This is a genomic window from Comamonas testosteroni TK102 (genome assembly GCF_000739375.1).
GTDB classification, from domain to species: Bacteria; Pseudomonadota; Gammaproteobacteria; order Burkholderiales; family Burkholderiaceae_C; genus Comamonas; species Comamonas brasiliensis.
Genome location: NZ_CP006704.1, coordinates 2,000,548 through 2,017,257 on the forward strand (window position 1 = coordinate 2,000,548; position 16,710 = coordinate 2,017,257).

General features: G+C 59.3%; 14 protein-coding genes and 1 pseudogene. 6 read left to right on the forward strand and 9 right to left on the reverse strand.

Translation table 11 applies throughout. The features are described 5' to 3' along the window. The first annotated feature begins 19 nt into the window (after positions 1–19). The 4 genes from O987_RS09105 to O987_RS09120 all read left to right on the forward strand — a co-directional run bounded on the left by O987_RS09105 (position 20) and on the right by O987_RS09120 (position 5,532). The gene (locus tag O987_RS09105; RefSeq protein ID WP_043371799.1) at positions 20–781 is read left to right on the forward strand and encodes a response regulator; all 762 of its coding nucleotides are present in this window, start codon (positions 20–22) and stop codon (positions 779–781) included. 30 nt (positions 782–811) lie between these two features. Beyond that, on the forward strand, positions 812–1,654 hold the full coding sequence (locus O987_RS09110) for a sensor histidine kinase (protein WP_043371800.1): 843 nt from the start codon (positions 812–814) through the stop codon (positions 1,652–1,654). Between the two features lie 133 nt (positions 1,655–1,787). Beyond that, positions 1,788–2,807 (forward strand): patatin-like phospholipase family protein, encoded by a 1,020-nt coding sequence (locus O987_RS09115; RefSeq protein WP_080553942.1) that lies wholly within the window; start codon positions 1,788–1,790, stop codon positions 2,805–2,807. Positions 2,808–3,105: 298 nt separating this feature from the next. After that, positions 3,106–5,532 (forward strand): AI-2E family transporter, encoded by a 2,427-nt coding sequence (locus O987_RS09120; RefSeq protein ID WP_043371803.1) that lies wholly within the window; start codon positions 3,106–3,108, stop codon positions 5,530–5,532. 17 nt (positions 5,533–5,549) lie between these two features. On the opposite strand, the gene O987_RS09125 is transcribed toward O987_RS09120, so the two are convergent. The 8 genes from O987_RS09125 to O987_RS09155 form a co-directional block, all read right to left on the reverse strand. Further along, positions 5,550–6,686, reverse strand: a complete 1,137-nt coding sequence (locus tag O987_RS09125) for an iron-containing alcohol dehydrogenase (protein ID WP_003057050.1) — start codon at positions 6,684–6,686, stop codon at positions 5,550–5,552. A 577-nt stretch (positions 6,687–7,263) separates the two neighbouring features. After that, a complete protein-coding gene (locus O987_RS09130; protein WP_043371804.1) occupies positions 7,264–8,169 on the reverse strand; it encodes a TIGR01777 family oxidoreductase in 906 nt (301 codons plus the stop codon). Between the two features lie 33 nt (positions 8,170–8,202). Continuing rightward, positions 8,203–8,901 (reverse strand): SDR family NAD(P)-dependent oxidoreductase, encoded by a 699-nt coding sequence (locus O987_RS09135; RefSeq protein WP_043371807.1) that lies wholly within the window; start codon positions 8,899–8,901, stop codon positions 8,203–8,205. 23 nt (positions 8,902–8,924) lie between these two features. Continuing rightward, positions 8,925–10,484 carry a cryptochrome/photolyase family protein gene (locus O987_RS09140; RefSeq protein ID WP_043371810.1) on the reverse strand — a complete coding sequence of 520 codons (1,560 nt, stop codon included), beginning with the start codon at positions 10,482–10,484 and terminating at the stop codon, positions 8,925–8,927. Then, the gene (locus tag O987_RS09145) at positions 10,481–11,776 is read right to left on the reverse strand and encodes a DASH family cryptochrome (RefSeq protein WP_043371812.1); all 1,296 of its coding nucleotides are present in this window, start codon (positions 11,774–11,776) and stop codon (positions 10,481–10,483) included. The genes O987_RS09140 and O987_RS09145 overlap by 4 nt, the downstream gene beginning before the upstream one ends. Continuing rightward, on the reverse strand, positions 11,773–11,934 hold the full coding sequence (locus tag O987_RS27910; protein WP_080731466.1) for a DUF2256 domain-containing protein: 162 nt from the start codon (positions 11,932–11,934) through the stop codon (positions 11,773–11,775). The genes O987_RS09145 and O987_RS27910 overlap by 4 nt, the downstream gene beginning before the upstream one ends. A gap of 18 nt (positions 11,935–11,952) precedes the next feature. Beyond that, positions 11,953–13,017, reverse strand: coding sequence for an NAD(P)/FAD-dependent oxidoreductase (locus O987_RS09150; RefSeq protein WP_043371815.1), 1,065 nt, complete (start codon positions 13,015–13,017; stop codon positions 11,953–11,955). 73 nt (positions 13,018–13,090) lie between these two features. Next, positions 13,091–13,546 carry a lipocalin family protein gene (locus O987_RS09155; protein WP_043376271.1) on the reverse strand — a complete coding sequence of 152 codons (456 nt, stop codon included), beginning with the start codon at positions 13,544–13,546 and terminating at the stop codon, positions 13,091–13,093. A gap of 916 nt (positions 13,547–14,462) precedes the next feature. On the opposite strand from O987_RS09155, the pseudogene O987_RS27915 reads away from it, so the two are divergent. Further along, positions 14,463–15,227: pseudogene (locus O987_RS27915) on the forward strand (IS3 family transposase); the annotation flags it as partial. 37 nt (positions 15,228–15,264) lie between these two features. Here O987_RS27915 and O987_RS09170 read toward each other — a convergent pair. After that, positions 15,265–15,834, reverse strand: coding sequence for a TetR/AcrR family transcriptional regulator (locus O987_RS09170; RefSeq protein ID WP_043376273.1), 570 nt, complete (start codon positions 15,832–15,834; stop codon positions 15,265–15,267). Between the two features lie 85 nt (positions 15,835–15,919). Between O987_RS09170 and O987_RS09175 the strand changes: the two genes are divergently transcribed. Further along, positions 15,920–16,387: a DUF1348 family protein gene (locus O987_RS09175; RefSeq protein ID WP_043371820.1), complete on the forward strand. Its 468-nt coding sequence runs from the start codon at positions 15,920–15,922 to the stop codon at positions 16,385–16,387. Positions 16,388–16,710: the final 323 nt, after the last annotated feature.

Below are 16,710 nucleotides of genomic sequence, written 5' to 3' on the forward strand. Positions count from 1 at the left end.
CTCTGGTCAGGAGCGCAAAATGGACCCGAACAGTGCAAACAACCCCGGCGAAGCCTTGATGCTCCGACCCATGGCCGTGGAACTGGGCAGCCCTTCCATGTGGCCTGATCACATGGTGGGACAGCCCGACAACCCGGTCAGGGTGCTGCTGGTAGACGACGATGCTCACTTGCGCATGGTGATCGCGCAGGAAATCATGAACGACCGTCGCACCATGGTGGTGGCTCAGGCGGACAACATCAAGGATGCAAGAAAAGCCATTCGTCAGCATGAATTTGACGTGATGCTGCTGGATCTGAAGCTGGGGGCAGATAATGGTCTCGAGTTGATCGAAGTGATGAAAAGCCACCGTCCGCAGGCCGAAGTCATCGTGGTTTCGGTGGTGGAAACTGAGGAGCAGGTGCTGCACGCTTTCGAACTGGGGGCCACCGGTTATCTGGTCAAGAACTCCTGGTTTGGCAATTACCCCCAGGCAGTGCTGCAGGTCGTCAACGGCGGAGCCTCCATCACCCCCAGTCTGGCCAGGCGTCTGCTGCAGCGGTGCGACAAGCGACCGGCTTCCGGAGCCGTTCCGGGCTCCGACATGTCCGACAGGCTGTCCAGCCGTGAATGCGAGGTTTTGCGCATGGTTGCCAGTGGCAATACCAGCGCAGAGATCGGAGCCAGCCTGGAGATCAGCACCATGACGGTCAACACCCATATCAAGAATATCTACCGCAAGCTCCAGGTGCGCAGCCGAGCACAGGCCGTGCGCTTTGCCTATCTGCGCGGCTGGTTCTAGGCCGCGGCGCTGTCTGCAAACGCGTTCGCCATGTTCTACGCCTGGCATTTGCTTCTGTGGAGTGTGCAGCTGCTGCTGTGGCTGCCCTGGCTTTTGCCGGTGGGTGCGGCGTTTCATTCCGGTCCTTGGTGGACCGCTGTGCTGGGCATGGGGATCAGTATGGCGGTTGTCGTCTGGTTGCTGCCCCAGGCCTATCGCAGCGCGCTGTGGCGCAGACGTAAAAGTGTGCGTCCGTCGCAAGAGGTGCAGCGGGAGCGCAGACGCATAGCGCAAGCCTTGCATGATGATGTCGGCAGCCAGTTGGTGCAGCTGATAAGCCTGACCGAGCGCAGCATGGATCCGGCGATTCGCAGTGCCGCAGAACAATGCTTGCTCGATCTGCGGCTGATTGTTGATTCCATGGATAGCCGCAATGAGCCTTTGGGCCTCCTGCTGGCGCGCTTCAGGCACAGGCTTCAGCCCGTGCTGGACCATCGGGGCATGAATCTGCACTGGGATGTCTGGGTCCCGGAGGTCTACGGCGGCACCGCCAGTCTGCCGTGCGGTGTCATGGCCGAGGAGATCATGGCCGTGGTGAAGGAGGCGGTCAGCAATGTGCTGCAACACACGGATGCGCGTGAACTCTGGGTCACGCTGGCCGCCGTTGAGCAGTGGGAAAAGTCTCCTGATGCCCCGGCGGCCTATGTGCATGCCAGATTGAGCATTGAGGATGCAGGCCCCAGCAGGCCGGCCGATGGCAGGCAAAGCCCGGACACCGCTGCTGTCACCGGCATGGGATTGAGCAATATGCGTCGCAGAGCACTCGCCATGGGGGCAAAGCTGAGCATCTCGGCCCGGCCGGGTGGCGGTACCTCGGTCACGCTCAACTGGTGAAGTCGCGGACCCGATGGCGAGCTATGGGGCTTGCAAGCACAATGTCCGCATGAGGTCATCCACAAGAGCATTGCGAATCTATGCCGGCATCAAGGCGCGGCTGTCCATGGCGCAGCGGGGCTTGCAGCCGGATATGGTCAGAGTCATACCTGCGGCGGCAGGTGGCCCGAAGGGGCTGATTCTCGGACCTCTGGATCGTTTCGTCTTTGGACAATGGTTGCAGGCCAGCGCGCAGCCGGTGGATCTGGTCGGAGCTTCCATCGGTGCCTGGCGCATGGCAACGGCCTGCCTGGATGCGCCGGTGGCGGCTTTCGAACGGCTGGAGCGCGACTATATTGCCCAGCGCTTTGATCCTCCCGAAGGCCACAAGCGCACGCCTTCTTCACTGGTCAGCGAGCGGTTTGCGCAGTCGCTGCAGGATTTTTATGGCGGGCGTGTGAGCGAGGTTCTGGCGAATCCGCGCTACCGGCTGCATGTGATTGCCGCCCGCGGCCGCGGCCTGCTGTCACGCGCATCACCCTGGCGGACTCCTTTGGGCTATGCGGCCGCGTTTGCCAGCAATGCGTTGCACCGGCCTGCCTTGGGCTGCCTGCTGGAGCGTGTGGTCTTTTCCACGTCTGCTAGCGATGTCCTGCATGCTCTTCCCTTCGGTGTTGCGGACATCCGTTCTGCACAGACACAGCTGACGCAGAGCAATTTCATGCAGGCCTTGCGCGCAAGCTGCTCCATCCCTTTTGTGCTGGATGCCGTGCAGGATATTGCAGAGGCTCCCAAGGGTGCATATTGGGATGGGGGCATTACCGACTATCACATGCATCTGGATTACCTGGCCTCTCGCAGCGGCGATGGGGTGGTGCTTTATCCTCATTTCCAGAAGACGGTGATTCCCGGCTGGCTGGACAAGGGACTGAAATGGCGTCATGGCCCCAGCTCCTACCTGGACTCGATGGTGGTACTGGCACCCGACCCCGCATGGGTGGCCAGCCTGCCCAATGGCAAGTTGCCGGACCGGCATGACTTTCTGAGTTACGGCACCGACCATGATGCGCGTGCCAGGGCCTGGAGCGCGGCGACGTCGGCCAGTCAGCAGCTGGCCGATGAGTTTGCCGAGTGGCTGCATGCAGCCGACCCGAGTCGGGTCGAGGCGCTGTAGCTTTCTTGCAAATTGAGACAAAGCCTGACAGCAGAAGGAGGCAGAGCCAGCTGCAATTCCAGATGAGCACACTTTGACTCCGAAAATCACAGACCGTAGTCCACCAACGATGTCCATGTCCGAGAACCGAAACGAGAAGTCTCCGTCCGAAGAGTCGTCTCCCTCCCCCGAGGTCAACTTTGGTGCGGTTGCGCCCACCAAGCCCTATGCGGGGGCGCCGGTCGAAGTCGAGACCCTCTCGCGAGAGGCGGGTTCGGCTGCAGAGGGCAGGCAGCCTGCGCCCGGTTTGCGGGAGGGTATGGACAGACGTGCCAGGGCCAACATGGCTCCGGGGCTGGTGCATCTGGCCGAAATGCTGCCGGCCCTGCGCTTGCTCATCGGATTGATGATTGCTTCCATCGTGATCCTTGCTCTGTACTTCGGACGGGACCTGTTGATTCCTCTGGCCCTGGCAATGCTGTTCGGCTTTCTGCTCGACCCTGCTGTCAGCAGGCTCAAGCGCTGGGGGTTGCCGCGAATGGCTTCGGCCATCGTGGTAGTGGCTTTTGCCCTGGCTGCTCTCGGGGGGCTGGGCATGTATCTGGGAAGTCAGGTGCAGCAACTCAGCGCCGACTTGCCGACCTATCAATCGACAATCCGCGACAAATTGCGCAGCCTGCGCAAGAGCGCCAACATGCCCAGCGCCTGGGATGGCGTTTTCAAGACCTACAACACGGTCGAGAAGGAGATCGCCAGCGTGGATAGCGCCAGGGCGCGGGTGCAGAAGGTGGAAGTGCAGACCCCCGATTCCAAGCCCACCACGCGGATGCTGCAATGGCTGGGACGTATTGCCGAGCCGGTGACGACTGCCGGTATCGTGCTGCTGTTTGTCATATTGATCTTGCTGGATAGAGACGATCTGCGCGATCGTTTGCTGCGCTTGGTGGGGGGCAACCTCAATCTGGCGACCGATGCGCTGGATGAGGCCTCGCAGCGCATCGGTAAATATCTGCGCATGCAGTTCATCGTCAATGTCAGCTATGGCGTGCCACTCGCCATGGGCTTGTTGCTCATTGGCGTGCCAGGGGCGATTCTCTGGGGGGTACTGGGCGCCATCATGCGATTTGTGCCCTATGTGGGCCCGATGATGTCTGCGGTGTTTCCGCTGGCGCTGGCCTTTGCGGTCGATCCCGGCTGGAATATGTTCTTGCTGACTCTGGGACTGATTCTGCTGCTGGAGTTGATCAGCAACAATGTGATCGAGCCGTGGCTGTATGGCTCCAGTACCGGCCTGTCGACCTTGTCCATCATTGTGGCAGCGACCTTCTGGACGGCGCTCTGGGGGCCGATCGGCCTGATTCTCTCCACACCTTTGACAGTGTGCCTGCTGGTGCTGGGGCGCTACATTCCCTCGCTCAAATTCATGGAGGTATTGCTGGGCAGCGAGCCTGTTCTCGGGCCGCAGCAACGGCTGTACCAGCGTCTGCTGGCTGATGACGCTGATGATGCCATCAGCATGGCCGTGCAGTCGGTGGAGGAGCGCCTGCCCTCGAAACCCGGCCAGGATGACAGAGCCAGTGCCGTCAGGGGGTTCTATGATGAGGTTGCCATTCCTGCTTTGCGTATTGCAACCCAGCAACATCTGGAGTCGGCGACGGCCGAGCATCGCTTGCGGCTGTCCAATGGCATGGCAGCCCTGCTTGAGGAACTTCAGGATCAATATGCATTCAGAAGCCGTGGCGAGCATGCCCGGGCTGCTTCCGGTGAAGATGATCAGCGTCGATGCCTGCGTATCCATTGCGCGGGTGTGCGTTGGGAGGTGGATGCCCTGGGCGCAGCCATGGTGGCCCATGCAGAGAGCTTGCATGGTCATGAGGTCAGCTGCTCCGAATGGGCACTTGCCCCGGACTCCAAGTCCTTGCAGTTCGACGTCAATGGCTTGTTGGCGGATCGCGAGTGGGCTCGGGCCGTGAAGCAATCGGATCTATTGGTACTGTCGATTTTCAATCACCAGCCACAAAGCATGGCGAGACGCATTGTGCGGCGCATTCGTCGCCACTGGCCCGGTGCGCGAGTGGTGCTTTGCCTGTGGAATGCGCCAGCCGTGGCGGCTGATCCCGACTTTGCCCGGCAGACAGGAGCGCAGGCCTGTGTGACCAGTCTTCGTGAGTTGCACCTATGGGTGGAGGCCATGCAGGTTGGTGATCCCGGAGAGAGTGTGATTGCAGCTCCGATTCCCGATGACGATGAGCAGCGCGTCAGAATGCTGCATGAAAGCGGAGTGCTGGCACCGGCATTGACCGCGCTATATCGCGACACGGCCAAGAAAGCCGTCAACGCTTTCAACACCAAATGGGCTCAAGTTTCCTGGGTGGATGCTGAGCGTGTCTTTGCACCGGGCAGTCTGCTGCCGCTGTCGGCGCAAGAGGTCCCTCAGCACGGCTTTCCTCGTGATAGCTCGGTGTGCTCGTATGTCGTGTATGAAGAAGAGGCCATTGTGGTCGGAGACTTGGCACGAGACCCCCGATTTGCCAACGACTCGATGGTGCACAGTCTCAAGCTGCGCTTTTACGCGGGCGTGCCATTGACGGACAAAAGAGGCAATGTGCTGGGCTGTCTGTCCATCCTGGATGACGAGCCACGCAATCTGTCCGACGATGAGCTGGAGGTGCTCGGCGGCATGGCGCGGCAACTGATGGATGATGTGCGTGAAGCGCTCAGGCAAGGTCCTGTTGTTGACGCCTGAGCCGGTTGCGCCATCTGTCAGAGTGAGGTTCCGAGCATCTGCTCATAGTCCTGCGCTGAGGCCAGTCGCGGATTGGTGGCATGGCAGTGGTCCTTGAGCGCACCGTTGATGATGGCATCAAACTGGGTGCGTTCCACCCCCATGGCGGCCAGACCCGATGGCAGACCGAGACGGGCATTCATGTCGCGAACAGCTTCAGGGATATCGCTTCCGCTGCTGAGACCCATGGCATGGGCCATGCGATTGAGGCGGTCCTCGCGCTGCACGCTTTCGGCTTCGGCATTGAAGCGTACGACAGCGGGCAGAAACATGGCGTTGAGCGTGCCGTGGTGCAGGCGTGGGTTGATGCCACCCAGGCTGTGGCTCAGGCTGTGCACGCAGCCAAGGCCCTTCTGAAAAGCCATGGCCCCCTGCATGCTTGCACTCATCAGTTGGCGGCGCGCCTCAGCGTCGTTTCCATTGCGAGTGGCCCGCTCGATATGGGTCCATCCCCGGGCCAGCCCGTCGAGGCCGATGCCGTCGGCCGGTGGGTTGAATGTCGACGCCATAAAGGCTTCCATACAGTGCGCTATGGCATCCATGCCGGTCGCAGCCGTCAGCATGGGGGGCAGACCAAAGGTCAGTTCGGGGTCGCAGATGGCAGCCTTGGGTACCAGGTGCCAACTGTGAAAGCCCAGTTTGCGATGGTCGTTGACAATGATGATGGCTCCGCGCGCCACTTCGCTGCCGGTACCGCTGGTGGTGGGCACGGCAATCAGCGGTGCAACGCGTTCGGTGATACGAGGAGAGCCGCCTTCAATGGTCGCGTAGTGTGAGAGCGGCCCTTCATGCGTGGCCGCAATCGCCACGCCTTTGGCGCAATCAATGGCGCTGCCGCCGCCCACGGCGATCAGACCATCGCAGCTCTGGGCTTTGTAGATCTCAGCCGCCGCGCACACTGCTGCCTCGGTGGGGTTGGAGGGAGTCTGGTCAAACACGGCATAGGGCAGGTCGCCTAACGCATCTAAGGATTTTTGCAGAACCCCTGCTGCCTTGACACCGGGGTCGGTCACGATCAGCGGCTTGCTGATACCCACACGTTCACATTCCTGGCGCAGCAGGCGCACGGCGCCAAAGTCAAACTGGATCTGGGTTACGAAATTGATAAAGGCCATGGTTCGCTTGCTTGATCGAAAGGATTTCCTGCAATCTAAAAGCGAGATGCTGCAGCGCAAAGACAGCAAACCCTAGGTGACGGTGAAAAGTCGTCTCCCACGGGACAGGATTATTATTTTTGGGTAAATAAAGTCGCAAACTCGAAAATGAAGTCGTAAGCAGGGACCCCGCATTCATGCCGGTTTGCTGGGGATGCTGGCGCAGAACTAAAGTCGTAGATTCGTTTCTGACGAGCCTTCTTCGTATACGGAGAATCCGTGGACTGGAGATTTCCCCGGGTCAATGGCGTGCCGTGGTCCCGTGGTCGCAGGACGCGTACTGAGATGGCTGAAGCCGAGTTTGCCAACGGTGAGCACCACGATGCCGTGACCGCTTCAGTCCGTCCCCATGCTTCACCAGCCAGCAGCAAGGGTGATGTCTAATTTGCGGCATGTGTCACCGAAATTGGCGCTGACCGAGAGCCAAGACTTGTATGCCACGACGACACCTAGATTTATCCAGGCCCAGCTCTCTGCTATGTGGGATGGCCCACCCTTGAGGGGTGAGGATGTGATGAGACATCAGAGAGCCGCCAATTCAAGCCACTCGAAGCAGGTGCCTTAACGCTCCGGGCAGTTCAGGATATCGCCAAGAAAATCCAGCATCCTGCGCGCGCTGCGGAACCAGGCGTTGACCTCCCAGCAACAGAACGGACATTTCCCCCAGTGCGAGTCGCAACGCCCATGCCGGTAGGTGCAACAGGGCCGGTTTGCCTAACTCCCTAGCAAGGATCTGCGTGAAGTCAATATTGCGCACCACCCCAGGTGCACAGGCGTTGTAAGGCCCGCTGCAGCTCTCGTCCTTCAGAAGGTAGTCGATGAGAGCGACTTGGTCATCGATGTGTATCCATGGCATCCACTGCTGGCCGCTGCCCAGCCTGCAACCAAGCCCTCGTTTGAATGACGGCAGCAGCCGCGCCAGCATTCCCCCGGCAGCCGTCAAGACGGGGGCTGTGCGCAGCAATACAACGCGAACTCCCAATTGCTGGCGCGCGCGTGCGGCCTCCTGCTCCCAGGCCACGCATAGGCGGCTTCCGAAATCGATGTTGCCCGGGGAACTGTCTTCTGATAGCCACTGTTCTTCGCCGTCACCGTACCAGCCGACAGCAGAGCCGGAGATCAACACTTGCGGTATCGAAACTTGCCTGCCCATCCAATCCACCAAGGTTCGCGTCAGGTCAATTCGGCTGTTCCACAAAAGCTCGCAGCGCTCTGCAGACCAACGGTGAGTTGCAATGGGCGCTCCTGCTAAGTTGACGACAGCATCGAATGGAGCACTACCATCGAGTGAATCAAGATGCGCTATACCCTTGGAGCCCTGGCACAATTTCTCCACCTGCTGAGGAGTTCGGCTCCACACCCAGAGGTCATGACCTTGGCTCCGCCAGAGTCGACAGAGAGCCTGTCCAATGAGTCCGGTGCCGCCGGTCAACAGGATGCGCATGGGGTTCTCCTTTTTGGGAAATGACCAAAACACTCACCAGGGCAGGCGTTGTCCATCGTATGCCCAGAAGCCGCCGCTGTCCTGCGGCTGCAGGCCGTCTAATACCGTCAACAAATCCCGCGCAGCATCGGTGGGACGGCGACCTATCTGAGCACCGCGAAACGGAGCCGACAAAGCCGAGTCAACTGTGCCGGGATGCAAGGCTGCCAGGACCGCTTTTGGATGGGTGCGAGCCATTTCAATAGAAGCCGTCTTGAGCAGCATGTTCAGTGCTGCCTTCGAGGCTCGGTAGCTATACCAGCCACCCAGACGGTTGTCGCCGATACTGCCAACCTTGGCCGACAGAACCGCAAGCACGCCGGGCTCGTTCTTTGGAAGCAACTGTGAGAAGTGTGCCAAGGCCAAGGCCGGGCCGATGGTGTTGATGGTAAAACTGGCTGCCATGTGTGCTGCGTTCAGGTCAGTCAGTCGCTTTTCGGGAGCGCCGGTTGGGCCGCTGAGCATTCCCGTGGCAATCACAACCAGGTGCCAGGAACCTTGCTGACGCAGCGAGTCGGCGGCAACTGCGATGGAGTCAAGGGCTCGGAAGTCGACGGCGGGACTGCTGCTTCGGCTCAGAGCGGCGACCGCGGCACAGCGTGGATCTGCCTCCAGCTGCGCGGCCATGGCTGAGCCTATAGCGCCGGAGGCCCCAAGAATCAGAGCACGGTAACCAGTGGGCAGTGATTGCATGGTAGGCCTCAATGATGTCGTTGCTACAGGTGGTCGAGCTGGTCACGCAGTTGCTGAGCATGCGTGCGCAATGCTGATTGCTGCCCAGGCGGGAATTTCTGCCACTGTCGGTACACCAGTGCCAACCGGTGGTTGCTGCCAAGAACATCGACGTGACGCGCAAAAAAGTCCCAGTAAAGAGCGTTGAAAGGGCAGGCACTCGGGCCGGTTTTCTGCTTTGGGGTGTACGCGCAACCCTGGCAATAGTCGCCCATGCGCTGCAGATAGGCCCCGCTGCTGACATAGGGTTTGGTGGCAATCAGGCCGCCATCGGCGCGCTGGCTCATACCCAGTGTGTTGGGCAGCTCTACCCATTCAAAAGCGTCAATGTAGATGCCCAGGTACCAGCGGTGCAGCTCCACCGGATCCAGCCCCGCCAGCAAGGCAAAGTTGCCGATCACCATCAGCCGCTGGATATGGTGGGCATGTGCGGTTTGTAGCGACTGCTTGATGGACTGCTGCAAACAGCGCATATGGGTGTCCCCAGTCCAGAACCAGCGCGGAAGCGACAAGTGGTGGTCCAGCGCATTGCGACTTTCGTAGCCTGGCATATGTGCCCAATAGATGCCGCGGATGTACTCACGCCAGCCGAGGAGCTGACGCACAAAGCCTTCCACAGCAGCTAGCGGCGCGTGGCCTGAGCGCCAAGCGGCTTCGGCACACTGCAGCACCTCCAGAGGGTGCAGCATCTTCACGTTCAACGCGAACGAAAGCAAAGAGTGGAATAAGCGCGGCGCTTGGCTTGACATTGCGTCTTCATAGTCACCAAAGTGCGGCAGTGCATGGGTGACAAATGCCTCTACACAGCGCATTGCCTCTTGCCGGTTCAATGGCCAACGCAGTGCGTCCGCCTGCGCGTCACCGAAGCTTTGAACATTGCTGCGCTGCACGATTTCCCAGAGCGTGCTGTGGTCGTGGAGGGGACGCCAGTCCTCAGGCTCGGCAGGGGTTCCTGGCCAGGGTTTGCGGTTGTCGCGGTCAAAGTTCCACTGTCCGCCAACGGGCTGTTCATGTTCATCCAGCAGCAGTCGGTAACGGCGGCGCATGGTGCGGTAGAAATGCTCCATCAACCATTGGCGGCGCCCACGCATCTGGGTAGCCAGGTCATCGCGTGCCGTCAGGAAGTGTTCGCTGTCTACTGCTTTGCAGGTCAACTGCTGGCTGCTAGCCCAGGCCTGCAGTTGGGCGTCCAGCCGCCACTCGTCGGGCTGCTGCCATTGCACCGTGTGGGCGCCGTAGTGCACAGCAAGCGCTGCCAGGTTGCCGGGTATGGAATGGCGGTTACTGGCATCGTCGATCGACACATAACGAACCCGGTGGCCGTCGGCACGCAGTTGGCGCGCAAAGTCGCGCATGGCAGCAAAAATGGCCAGAATTTTCTGTGCATGGTGCAGCACGTAGTCGGTCTCCTGCCGCACCTCCATCAGCACATACACCACCTGCAGATCAACCTTCCGAAACCAACTGTGTTCCGGATTGAGCTGATCACCCAGTACCAGACGCAGGGTATGGGCGCTGTGGGTGGCGGCTGTACCATCGCTCATGCTTTACCCCAGAGACGCTGGTAGGCTCCATCAGCGTCGTAGGTGGCGGCTTGTTTGACAGGATCAAAGCGACGCCCTCCTTGCGGATCTGTACCCCGACCGGCAATGTAAAGCCAGTTGCCCTGGTTGCTATAGACGTCGTAGTCCAGCAACTGTGACTCAAACCAGGCAGCGCCGGCGCGCCAGTCACAGCCCAGGTCATGGATCAGATAGCTGGCCGCCACCTGGCGCAAACGGTTGCCTAGGTAGCCCGTGGCAGCCAACTCGCGCATGGCTGCATCCACTAGCGTCTGGCCGGTCTGCCCTGAGCACCAGGCTGCAAAGTTCTGATCATCATGTGGCGTGGCCAGCTCCGGACCCAAACCCCGTGCACGGTAGAGCGCGCGACCGTGCTGCATATGCAGAAAACGAAAATAGTCGCGCCACAGCAGCTCGAACCAGAGCCAGTAGCTGCTTTCGGTCGCGCCGCGCGTAGCTTCAAATTGTCGAAGTTCAGCGTAGGCTTGCCGTGGCGACAACGCGCCTGTAGCTAGCCAGAGCGACCATTTGCTTGAGTAGTCCAATCCCACCAGACCGTTACGCGTACGCTTGTAACTGTGGGGAAGACCGCGTGCGAGATACTGCCGCAGGTGGGCAAGGGCCGCAGACTCGCCGCCTTGCAGTAAGGCGATGGCGCTTCGGGCATCAAGCGAATTAGAGGCATCGGCAAATGCATCCAGAGCTAGTACCTGCTCTTGACGGTACTTGCTGGGTATATTCGGCGGAACTCTGGGCAGAGCCTCCAGTACTGGCAGAGGCGGGTATGGTTGTAGCTCGGCCTGCTCAACAGCCTGGCGAAACGGTGTGAATATGTCTGGCAGCTGCCGCATCGGCCAAGGCAATTGGTCCGGATGGAGCAGGCTGCTGTGCCACACGGTGTGCACCTGCAGGCCTGCAGCTCGCAGAGCTTGAACCTCGGCTTGCTCATCCGGCGCGGCGATGTCTTCACAGACAATGATGCCGGCCCCTAAGGCCTGCGCCAGCGCAGGCAGGGCCACGGCGGCAGGCGCATCCAAAATCAATAGCTGAGAGCGCAGTTCGTGAAAACTCTGGGCCAGGTTCTGGATCGTGTTGGCCAGCCAGGCGCGACGGTGCGGACCGATGCGGGCAAAGCCCCAATGGGTTCTGGCTTGAATGTCCGGCAGGCACAGCACCGGCAATATGTACTGCGCCCCCATCCTGCACGCGGCGTGAAGCACGGGTTGGTCGTGCAGGCGCAGGTCGTTGCGTAACCAGAGCAGCACCGTGCTCATGTCTGTTCCCCGGGTGGAGGTGACTGCTTGCGCTGCCGTCGGCAGCGTTCAGAGCAGTATTTGACCTCGTCCCACACCTGAGCCCACTTTTTGCGCCAGGCAAATGGGCGCCCGCAGCAAAGGCATGACTTTTCAGGCAGATGCGGTTTGCGGTGCACGGCATGCCTCCTTCGGTCTCAGCTCGCGTGGGCGTGCAGCGCGATGTGGACATGCCGGGCCAGGCGCCTGCCGCTCAGCCAGGCACCCTCCACACTGCCGCTGTGAAGCCAATCTCCACACATTCCCAAACCGGCTGCAGCGTCCCACCAGGCGCCTGCGTTCAAGGGGTTGGCGGTGTCGGCATAGCGCCAGCGATGGGCGGTAGCCTGAACGCTGGCGGGGGCGGGACCTCCCAGTTGCGCAAATGCATGCAGCAGTGCGGTCGTGACAGTTGCGGCATCGTCTTCCAGATGCGCCTCGCTCCAACTATGTCCGGCATGTAGCAGCCAGGTTTCGGTGCCGCCTCGGCTAGGCTTGCTGCTGTCGCGTGCGATCCAACGCAATGGGCTGTGCTCGACAAAGCAACCGTCTACCGGCAGTGACAACGGTTGATGGCAGCGCACCATGAGTGCCCAGCAGGGCAGCATCCTGGCATTGCTTGCAAGGGCAGCGGCTTCAGGAGCAACACCTGCCAGCAGCGGCGCGGCCTGCGGTGCTGGAACGGCAAGCACAACGGCTTGGTAGCGATGTGGCTCGGTGCCATGTTCCTGGCTTTGCAGAATCCATCCGAACGCCGAACGCGGCTGCAACGGCTGGATGGTGGCTTGCCACTGAAAACGCACAGATTGCGATATGGCATGCATGCCGCGCACCATATGTGCAGCCGGAGAGGTCATGCGTGGGGTGCCGACAAAGCGCTCCAAAGGGCGGTCTTGCAGGACAAAGTCATGACCATCGTGCTTGCCGATGCGGCCCTGCCAAACCTGCGCAGCGCCGGCCTGCTCCCAGGCGGAGACTTGGCTGCGGAATTCGGTATTGCTTGCCGTGAAATATTGAGCACCGTGGTCGCACTGCCAATCCATGTCTTCATCGCTGCTGCGGCGGGTGCTCATACGGCCGGAAGGGCCCCGACTTTTGTCGAATACATGGACGCAGTGGCCCACTTCGACCAAGGCCTGGGCGCAGGCAAGCCCAGATAGGCCTGCGCCAATGATTGCGATGGTTTTTTTGCTGCTGCTCTCTGTAGGGCTGGGGGTGATCATGGCAATTGAAGGTCTGTAAGCACAAGATCCATCTGCGCGAACTCAAAGTCGCGGGGAAATGACTTTTCTGAAGTCAAGGCTGGTTCGATTGAGGGACTTTCGTGACACGGCTCAGGTCTATGCCCAGGGTTTTGGCCTTCTGTAGCAACAGATTGAACTGTTGTTCGGGAATGCTCCTATTGCGTGACAGAAGCCAGAAGTAATCCATGCTGCTGCCAATCACCAAAGAGGTCTGATAGTCCTCATCCAGGCTCACCACGTTGTAGCCGCCATAGAAGGGACCGAAGAAAGATACCTTCAGAGCCGCCACATCTGACGACCCCAGGAATCGAGCCTTGCCCTCAGCTTCACGCCATTCCTGCTTGACCGAGTCAAATCCACGGTTCAGTACCGTAACGCTTCCGTCGTCTTTGAGGCTGTAGCTAGCCGAGACCTGGGCCAAGTCCTTCTCGAAGCTGTGATCGATGCGTGCCAGTTCGTACCACGTCCCCATGTAGCGCTTGGCATCAAAACCGGTGACCGGCTTCACCCCATTGGGTACATCAACGGCACAACCAGATAGAACAACATTGACCCCCACAAGGGCCACCGCAAGCGCTGTCGCGCGCATCAATGAGCTTCTCGAGATATGCATAAAGGTCCTTTTGTTTGTGTGCAATACAGAGGCAACGACCTGCTGCAGTTCTCTGTCTGAGCCTGCATGATTCGCAGTTGGGATTCAGGCCGAATTTCACAAACGCTTCTCGAACGAGCCTTAAGGTAAGTCAAGCCACCTGTTCGTCATATTCCGGTAGGGCGGCGCAGGGACCTGAGGTTCAGCTGTGCACCAAGCCGCGCATGACACTCACCCTGCGGAAAGGTCTGGCCACGATACGCCGACGTCGCGCTCTGCCGTTTTTGCAGGCAAGGCACTGATAGAGCTTGCGTGTCTTAGGCGCTGTCAGGTGCAGGATCTCCGCTCTGGCTCTCCCGGTGAGCAGCCGACTTGCCGTCGGCGTTCGGAGGTGCATATCCAGTTCTGTGTGCTCCTGGACAGTGATGAACGACCCCCACTAAAGCTGATCGAGGCATGGAAGCTTCCTTGACAAGTGAAAGACACTCATTGATACCAATAAGATCAAATTTTGAACTAATAAGTTCAAGTTGTAAACTTAAAGTGACAATTTTGAACTGAAGGGTATTGAAAATGATCTTTTGTTTCGCGAACAAACTGTAAAAAGGGCGTGACCCTCAATCCAGGAGGAATCCAGCCCGTGCGCAGAAATGCTGGAGCACCGAGCCATCTCTCTGTCGCTCATCGGAGAAAATGAGATGTTTGGGCTTGTTGCAAAAGCTAGGTCCAGCCGTAGCGGGCTTGAGTTGACTGCCCGGGCGGGGGGCTTGGGATGTGGCAGTTGCCAATACCGTTCATTCATAGGCGGTTGGCTCGCATAGTTGGACCAAGGTTGCGCGAGCTGATGGCAGACTCGCTTCGGGCGTTTCCCGGCAAGGGCGTGATGAAGCCCGAGCAGGCCGAGATAGAGCGGCTGCGCAAGGAGGTTGCCAAGCTCAAGATGAAGCGCGATATCCTGAAAAAATCCGCGGCCTTCTTCGCCAAGGAGTCGATGTGAAGTTCGGCTTCGTTGCGAAACACCGAGGGGCCTGGCCGGTGAATCTGATGTGCGAGGCGCTCGGTGTCTCGCGAAGTGGCTTGCTGGATCGCCAGTTCAAGCCGATGCACCGAACCGCAAATGGGTGGCCGACTTTACCTATATCTGGACGGCTGAAGGCTGGCTGTATGTGGCGGTGGTGCTGGACCTGTACTCGCGACGCATCGTGGGTTGGTCGATGCAGTCCAGCATGACCAGCCAACTCGTGGCTGATGCGCTGATGATGGCTGTTTGGCGTCGTGGGCGGCCGCGGGAATTGCTGCATCACTCTGACCAGGGCAGCCAAGCCAGTACACCGGCGGGCACTTCCAGCGTCTGCTGAATGCGCAAGGCATCGTGTGCAGCATGAGCCGTGCTGGCGAAGTCTGGGACAACTCGGCAATGGAAAGCTTCTTCAGTAGCCTGAAGACGGAGCGCACGGCTCGCAAGATCTACTGCTCGCTCAAGCAAGCGAGGTCAGATGTGTTCGACTACATCGAGCGGTTCTACAGCCCGACGCGTCGGCACTCGACACTTGGGCACATCAGTCCGATAGAGTTCGAGGAAGCTCGAGAAGCTTAGGCTGGTGTCGACGAAACCGGCAGCAGCCCAGACCACCTTATTTGCCCAGAATCCCTTCAACTGATGTTCTAAAGTTTTCCATCACTTCATCAACTGGTTGTCCCATCTGCGCATGAACGATGGCGCCATCTATCAGCAGCGATAGCCTCATTCCAGCAGACACCGCATCGCCAGCAAAGATACTGTCCAAAACAGATGACATTTTTTGCTTGTGTCGACGGACCGTTTCTAAAATTTCTGGTTCGGACGAACCGAGCTCGGCGGCAGCATTGAGAAAAGCGCAGCCCCGAAAGTCGGGCTGGCTAAACCAAGCTCCAAGAGTGGCAACTAGAGCTTCCGCCGCAGAAGAACCGCGACCGGTTGCTTGCGCCAAGCAAGTCTGGAACCAAGAAATCCACTTCTCGTGCCGGTAATCGAGGTACGCCCGAATCAGGTCGTCTTTACTTGCGTATTGACGGTAGAAGGTGACTTTGCTGACAGACGACTGGTCAATGATTTTGTCTACGCCAGTCGCTCTGATGCCTTCTCTGTAAAAGAGGATGTGGGCCGCGACCAGGATTCGCTCCCGCGGAGGCAGCGACTCAGAAGGTTTCTCATCAGATTTCATGCAGTCATTGTAGACAGATCGTTCTACTCTCGCTAGCATTGATCACGTAGACAGATCGTTCTACTTGTTTTGAAGAGGTCATATCATGGAAATTCGTCCACCCCTGCCCCCATTCACACGGGAAACTGCCATTAGAAAAGTCCGATTGGCCGAAGACGGCTGGAATACGCGCGATGCTGCCAAGGTCGCGATGGCATACACCGCTGACACTCAGTGGCGCAACCGCACAGAATTCGCCAACAGCCGAGCTGAAGCTCAAGCCTTCCTTGAGAGAAAGTGGAGCAAGGAGCTTGACTACAGACTCATCAAAGAGCTTTGGTTGCATGAAGGTAACCGGATCGCCGTTCGTTACGCATATGAGTGGCACGACGACGCGGGACATTGGTACCGCTCGTACGGGAACGAGAACTGGGAATTCGAGGCTGACGGCCTCATGCGCCGTCGCTATGCATGCATCAATGACATGCCTATCAAAGAATCGGAGCGGAAGTTCCACTGGCCGCTGGGTCGACGGCCCGACGATCATCCCGGACTGTCTGACCTCGGTCTGTAAGGGAAGCCTCGGATTACAGTGCGGAGAGCTGGCCGGGTGGACGACTGCTCACCAGCGGCATTCGTGGCACAGGCTTCACCGGTACAGCCAAAGCGGACGGCCCGCATTCGGACCAACCTCTCCCGACAGGTGCGCGTACTTTCCGTAGCGTCGAAGTGTGACTGATCTAGCGGTGCAAGCGGCGTGCCAGTTGCCAAATATCAAGCCTTTTTCGGCTGACCGCTCATCGTCGAATAGCGAATTACATTACTGCCAGCAGCAGTCATGCGCCTATCGGTACATGGCTGATGCTGGCGATGTTTCGGGACCTTGAACTCTGATAG

Coding starts and splice junctions, on each gene's coding strand:
- O987_RS09105 (WP_043371799.1), top strand. CDS start 20: ATGGACCCGAACAGTGCAAACAACCCCGGCGAAGCCTTGATGCTCCGA.
- O987_RS09110 (WP_043371800.1), top strand. CDS start 812: ATGTTCTACGCCTGGCATTTGCTTCTGTGGAGTGTGCAGCTGCTGCTG.
- O987_RS09115 (WP_080553942.1), top strand. CDS start 1,788: ATGGTCAGAGTCATACCTGCGGCGGCAGGTGGCCCGAAGGGGCTGATT.
- O987_RS09120 (WP_043371803.1), top strand. CDS start 3,106: ATGGACAGACGTGCCAGGGCCAACATGGCTCCGGGGCTGGTGCATCTG.
- O987_RS09125 (WP_003057050.1), bottom strand. CDS start 6,686: ATGGCCTTTATCAATTTCGTAACCCAGATCCAGTTTGACTTTGGCGCC.
- O987_RS09130 (WP_043371804.1), bottom strand. CDS start 8,169: ATGCGCATCCTGTTGACCGGCGGCACCGGACTCATTGGACAGGCTCTC.
- O987_RS09135 (WP_043371807.1), bottom strand. CDS start 8,901: ATGCAATCACTGCCCACTGGTTACCGTGCTCTGATTCTTGGGGCCTCC.
- O987_RS09140 (WP_043371810.1), bottom strand. CDS start 10,484: ATGAGCGATGGTACAGCCGCCACCCACAGCGCCCATACCCTGCGTCTG.
- O987_RS09145 (WP_043371812.1), bottom strand. CDS start 11,776: ATGAGCACGGTGCTGCTCTGGTTACGCAACGACCTGCGCCTGCACGAC.
- O987_RS09150 (WP_043371815.1), bottom strand. CDS start 13,017: ATGATCACCCCCAGCCCTACAGAGAGCAGCAGCAAAAAAACCATCGCA.
- O987_RS09170 (WP_043376273.1), bottom strand. CDS start 15,834: ATGAAATCTGATGAGAAACCTTCTGAGTCGCTGCCTCCGCGGGAGCGA.
- O987_RS09175 (WP_043371820.1), top strand. CDS start 15,920: ATGGAAATTCGTCCACCCCTGCCCCCATTCACACGGGAAACTGCCATT.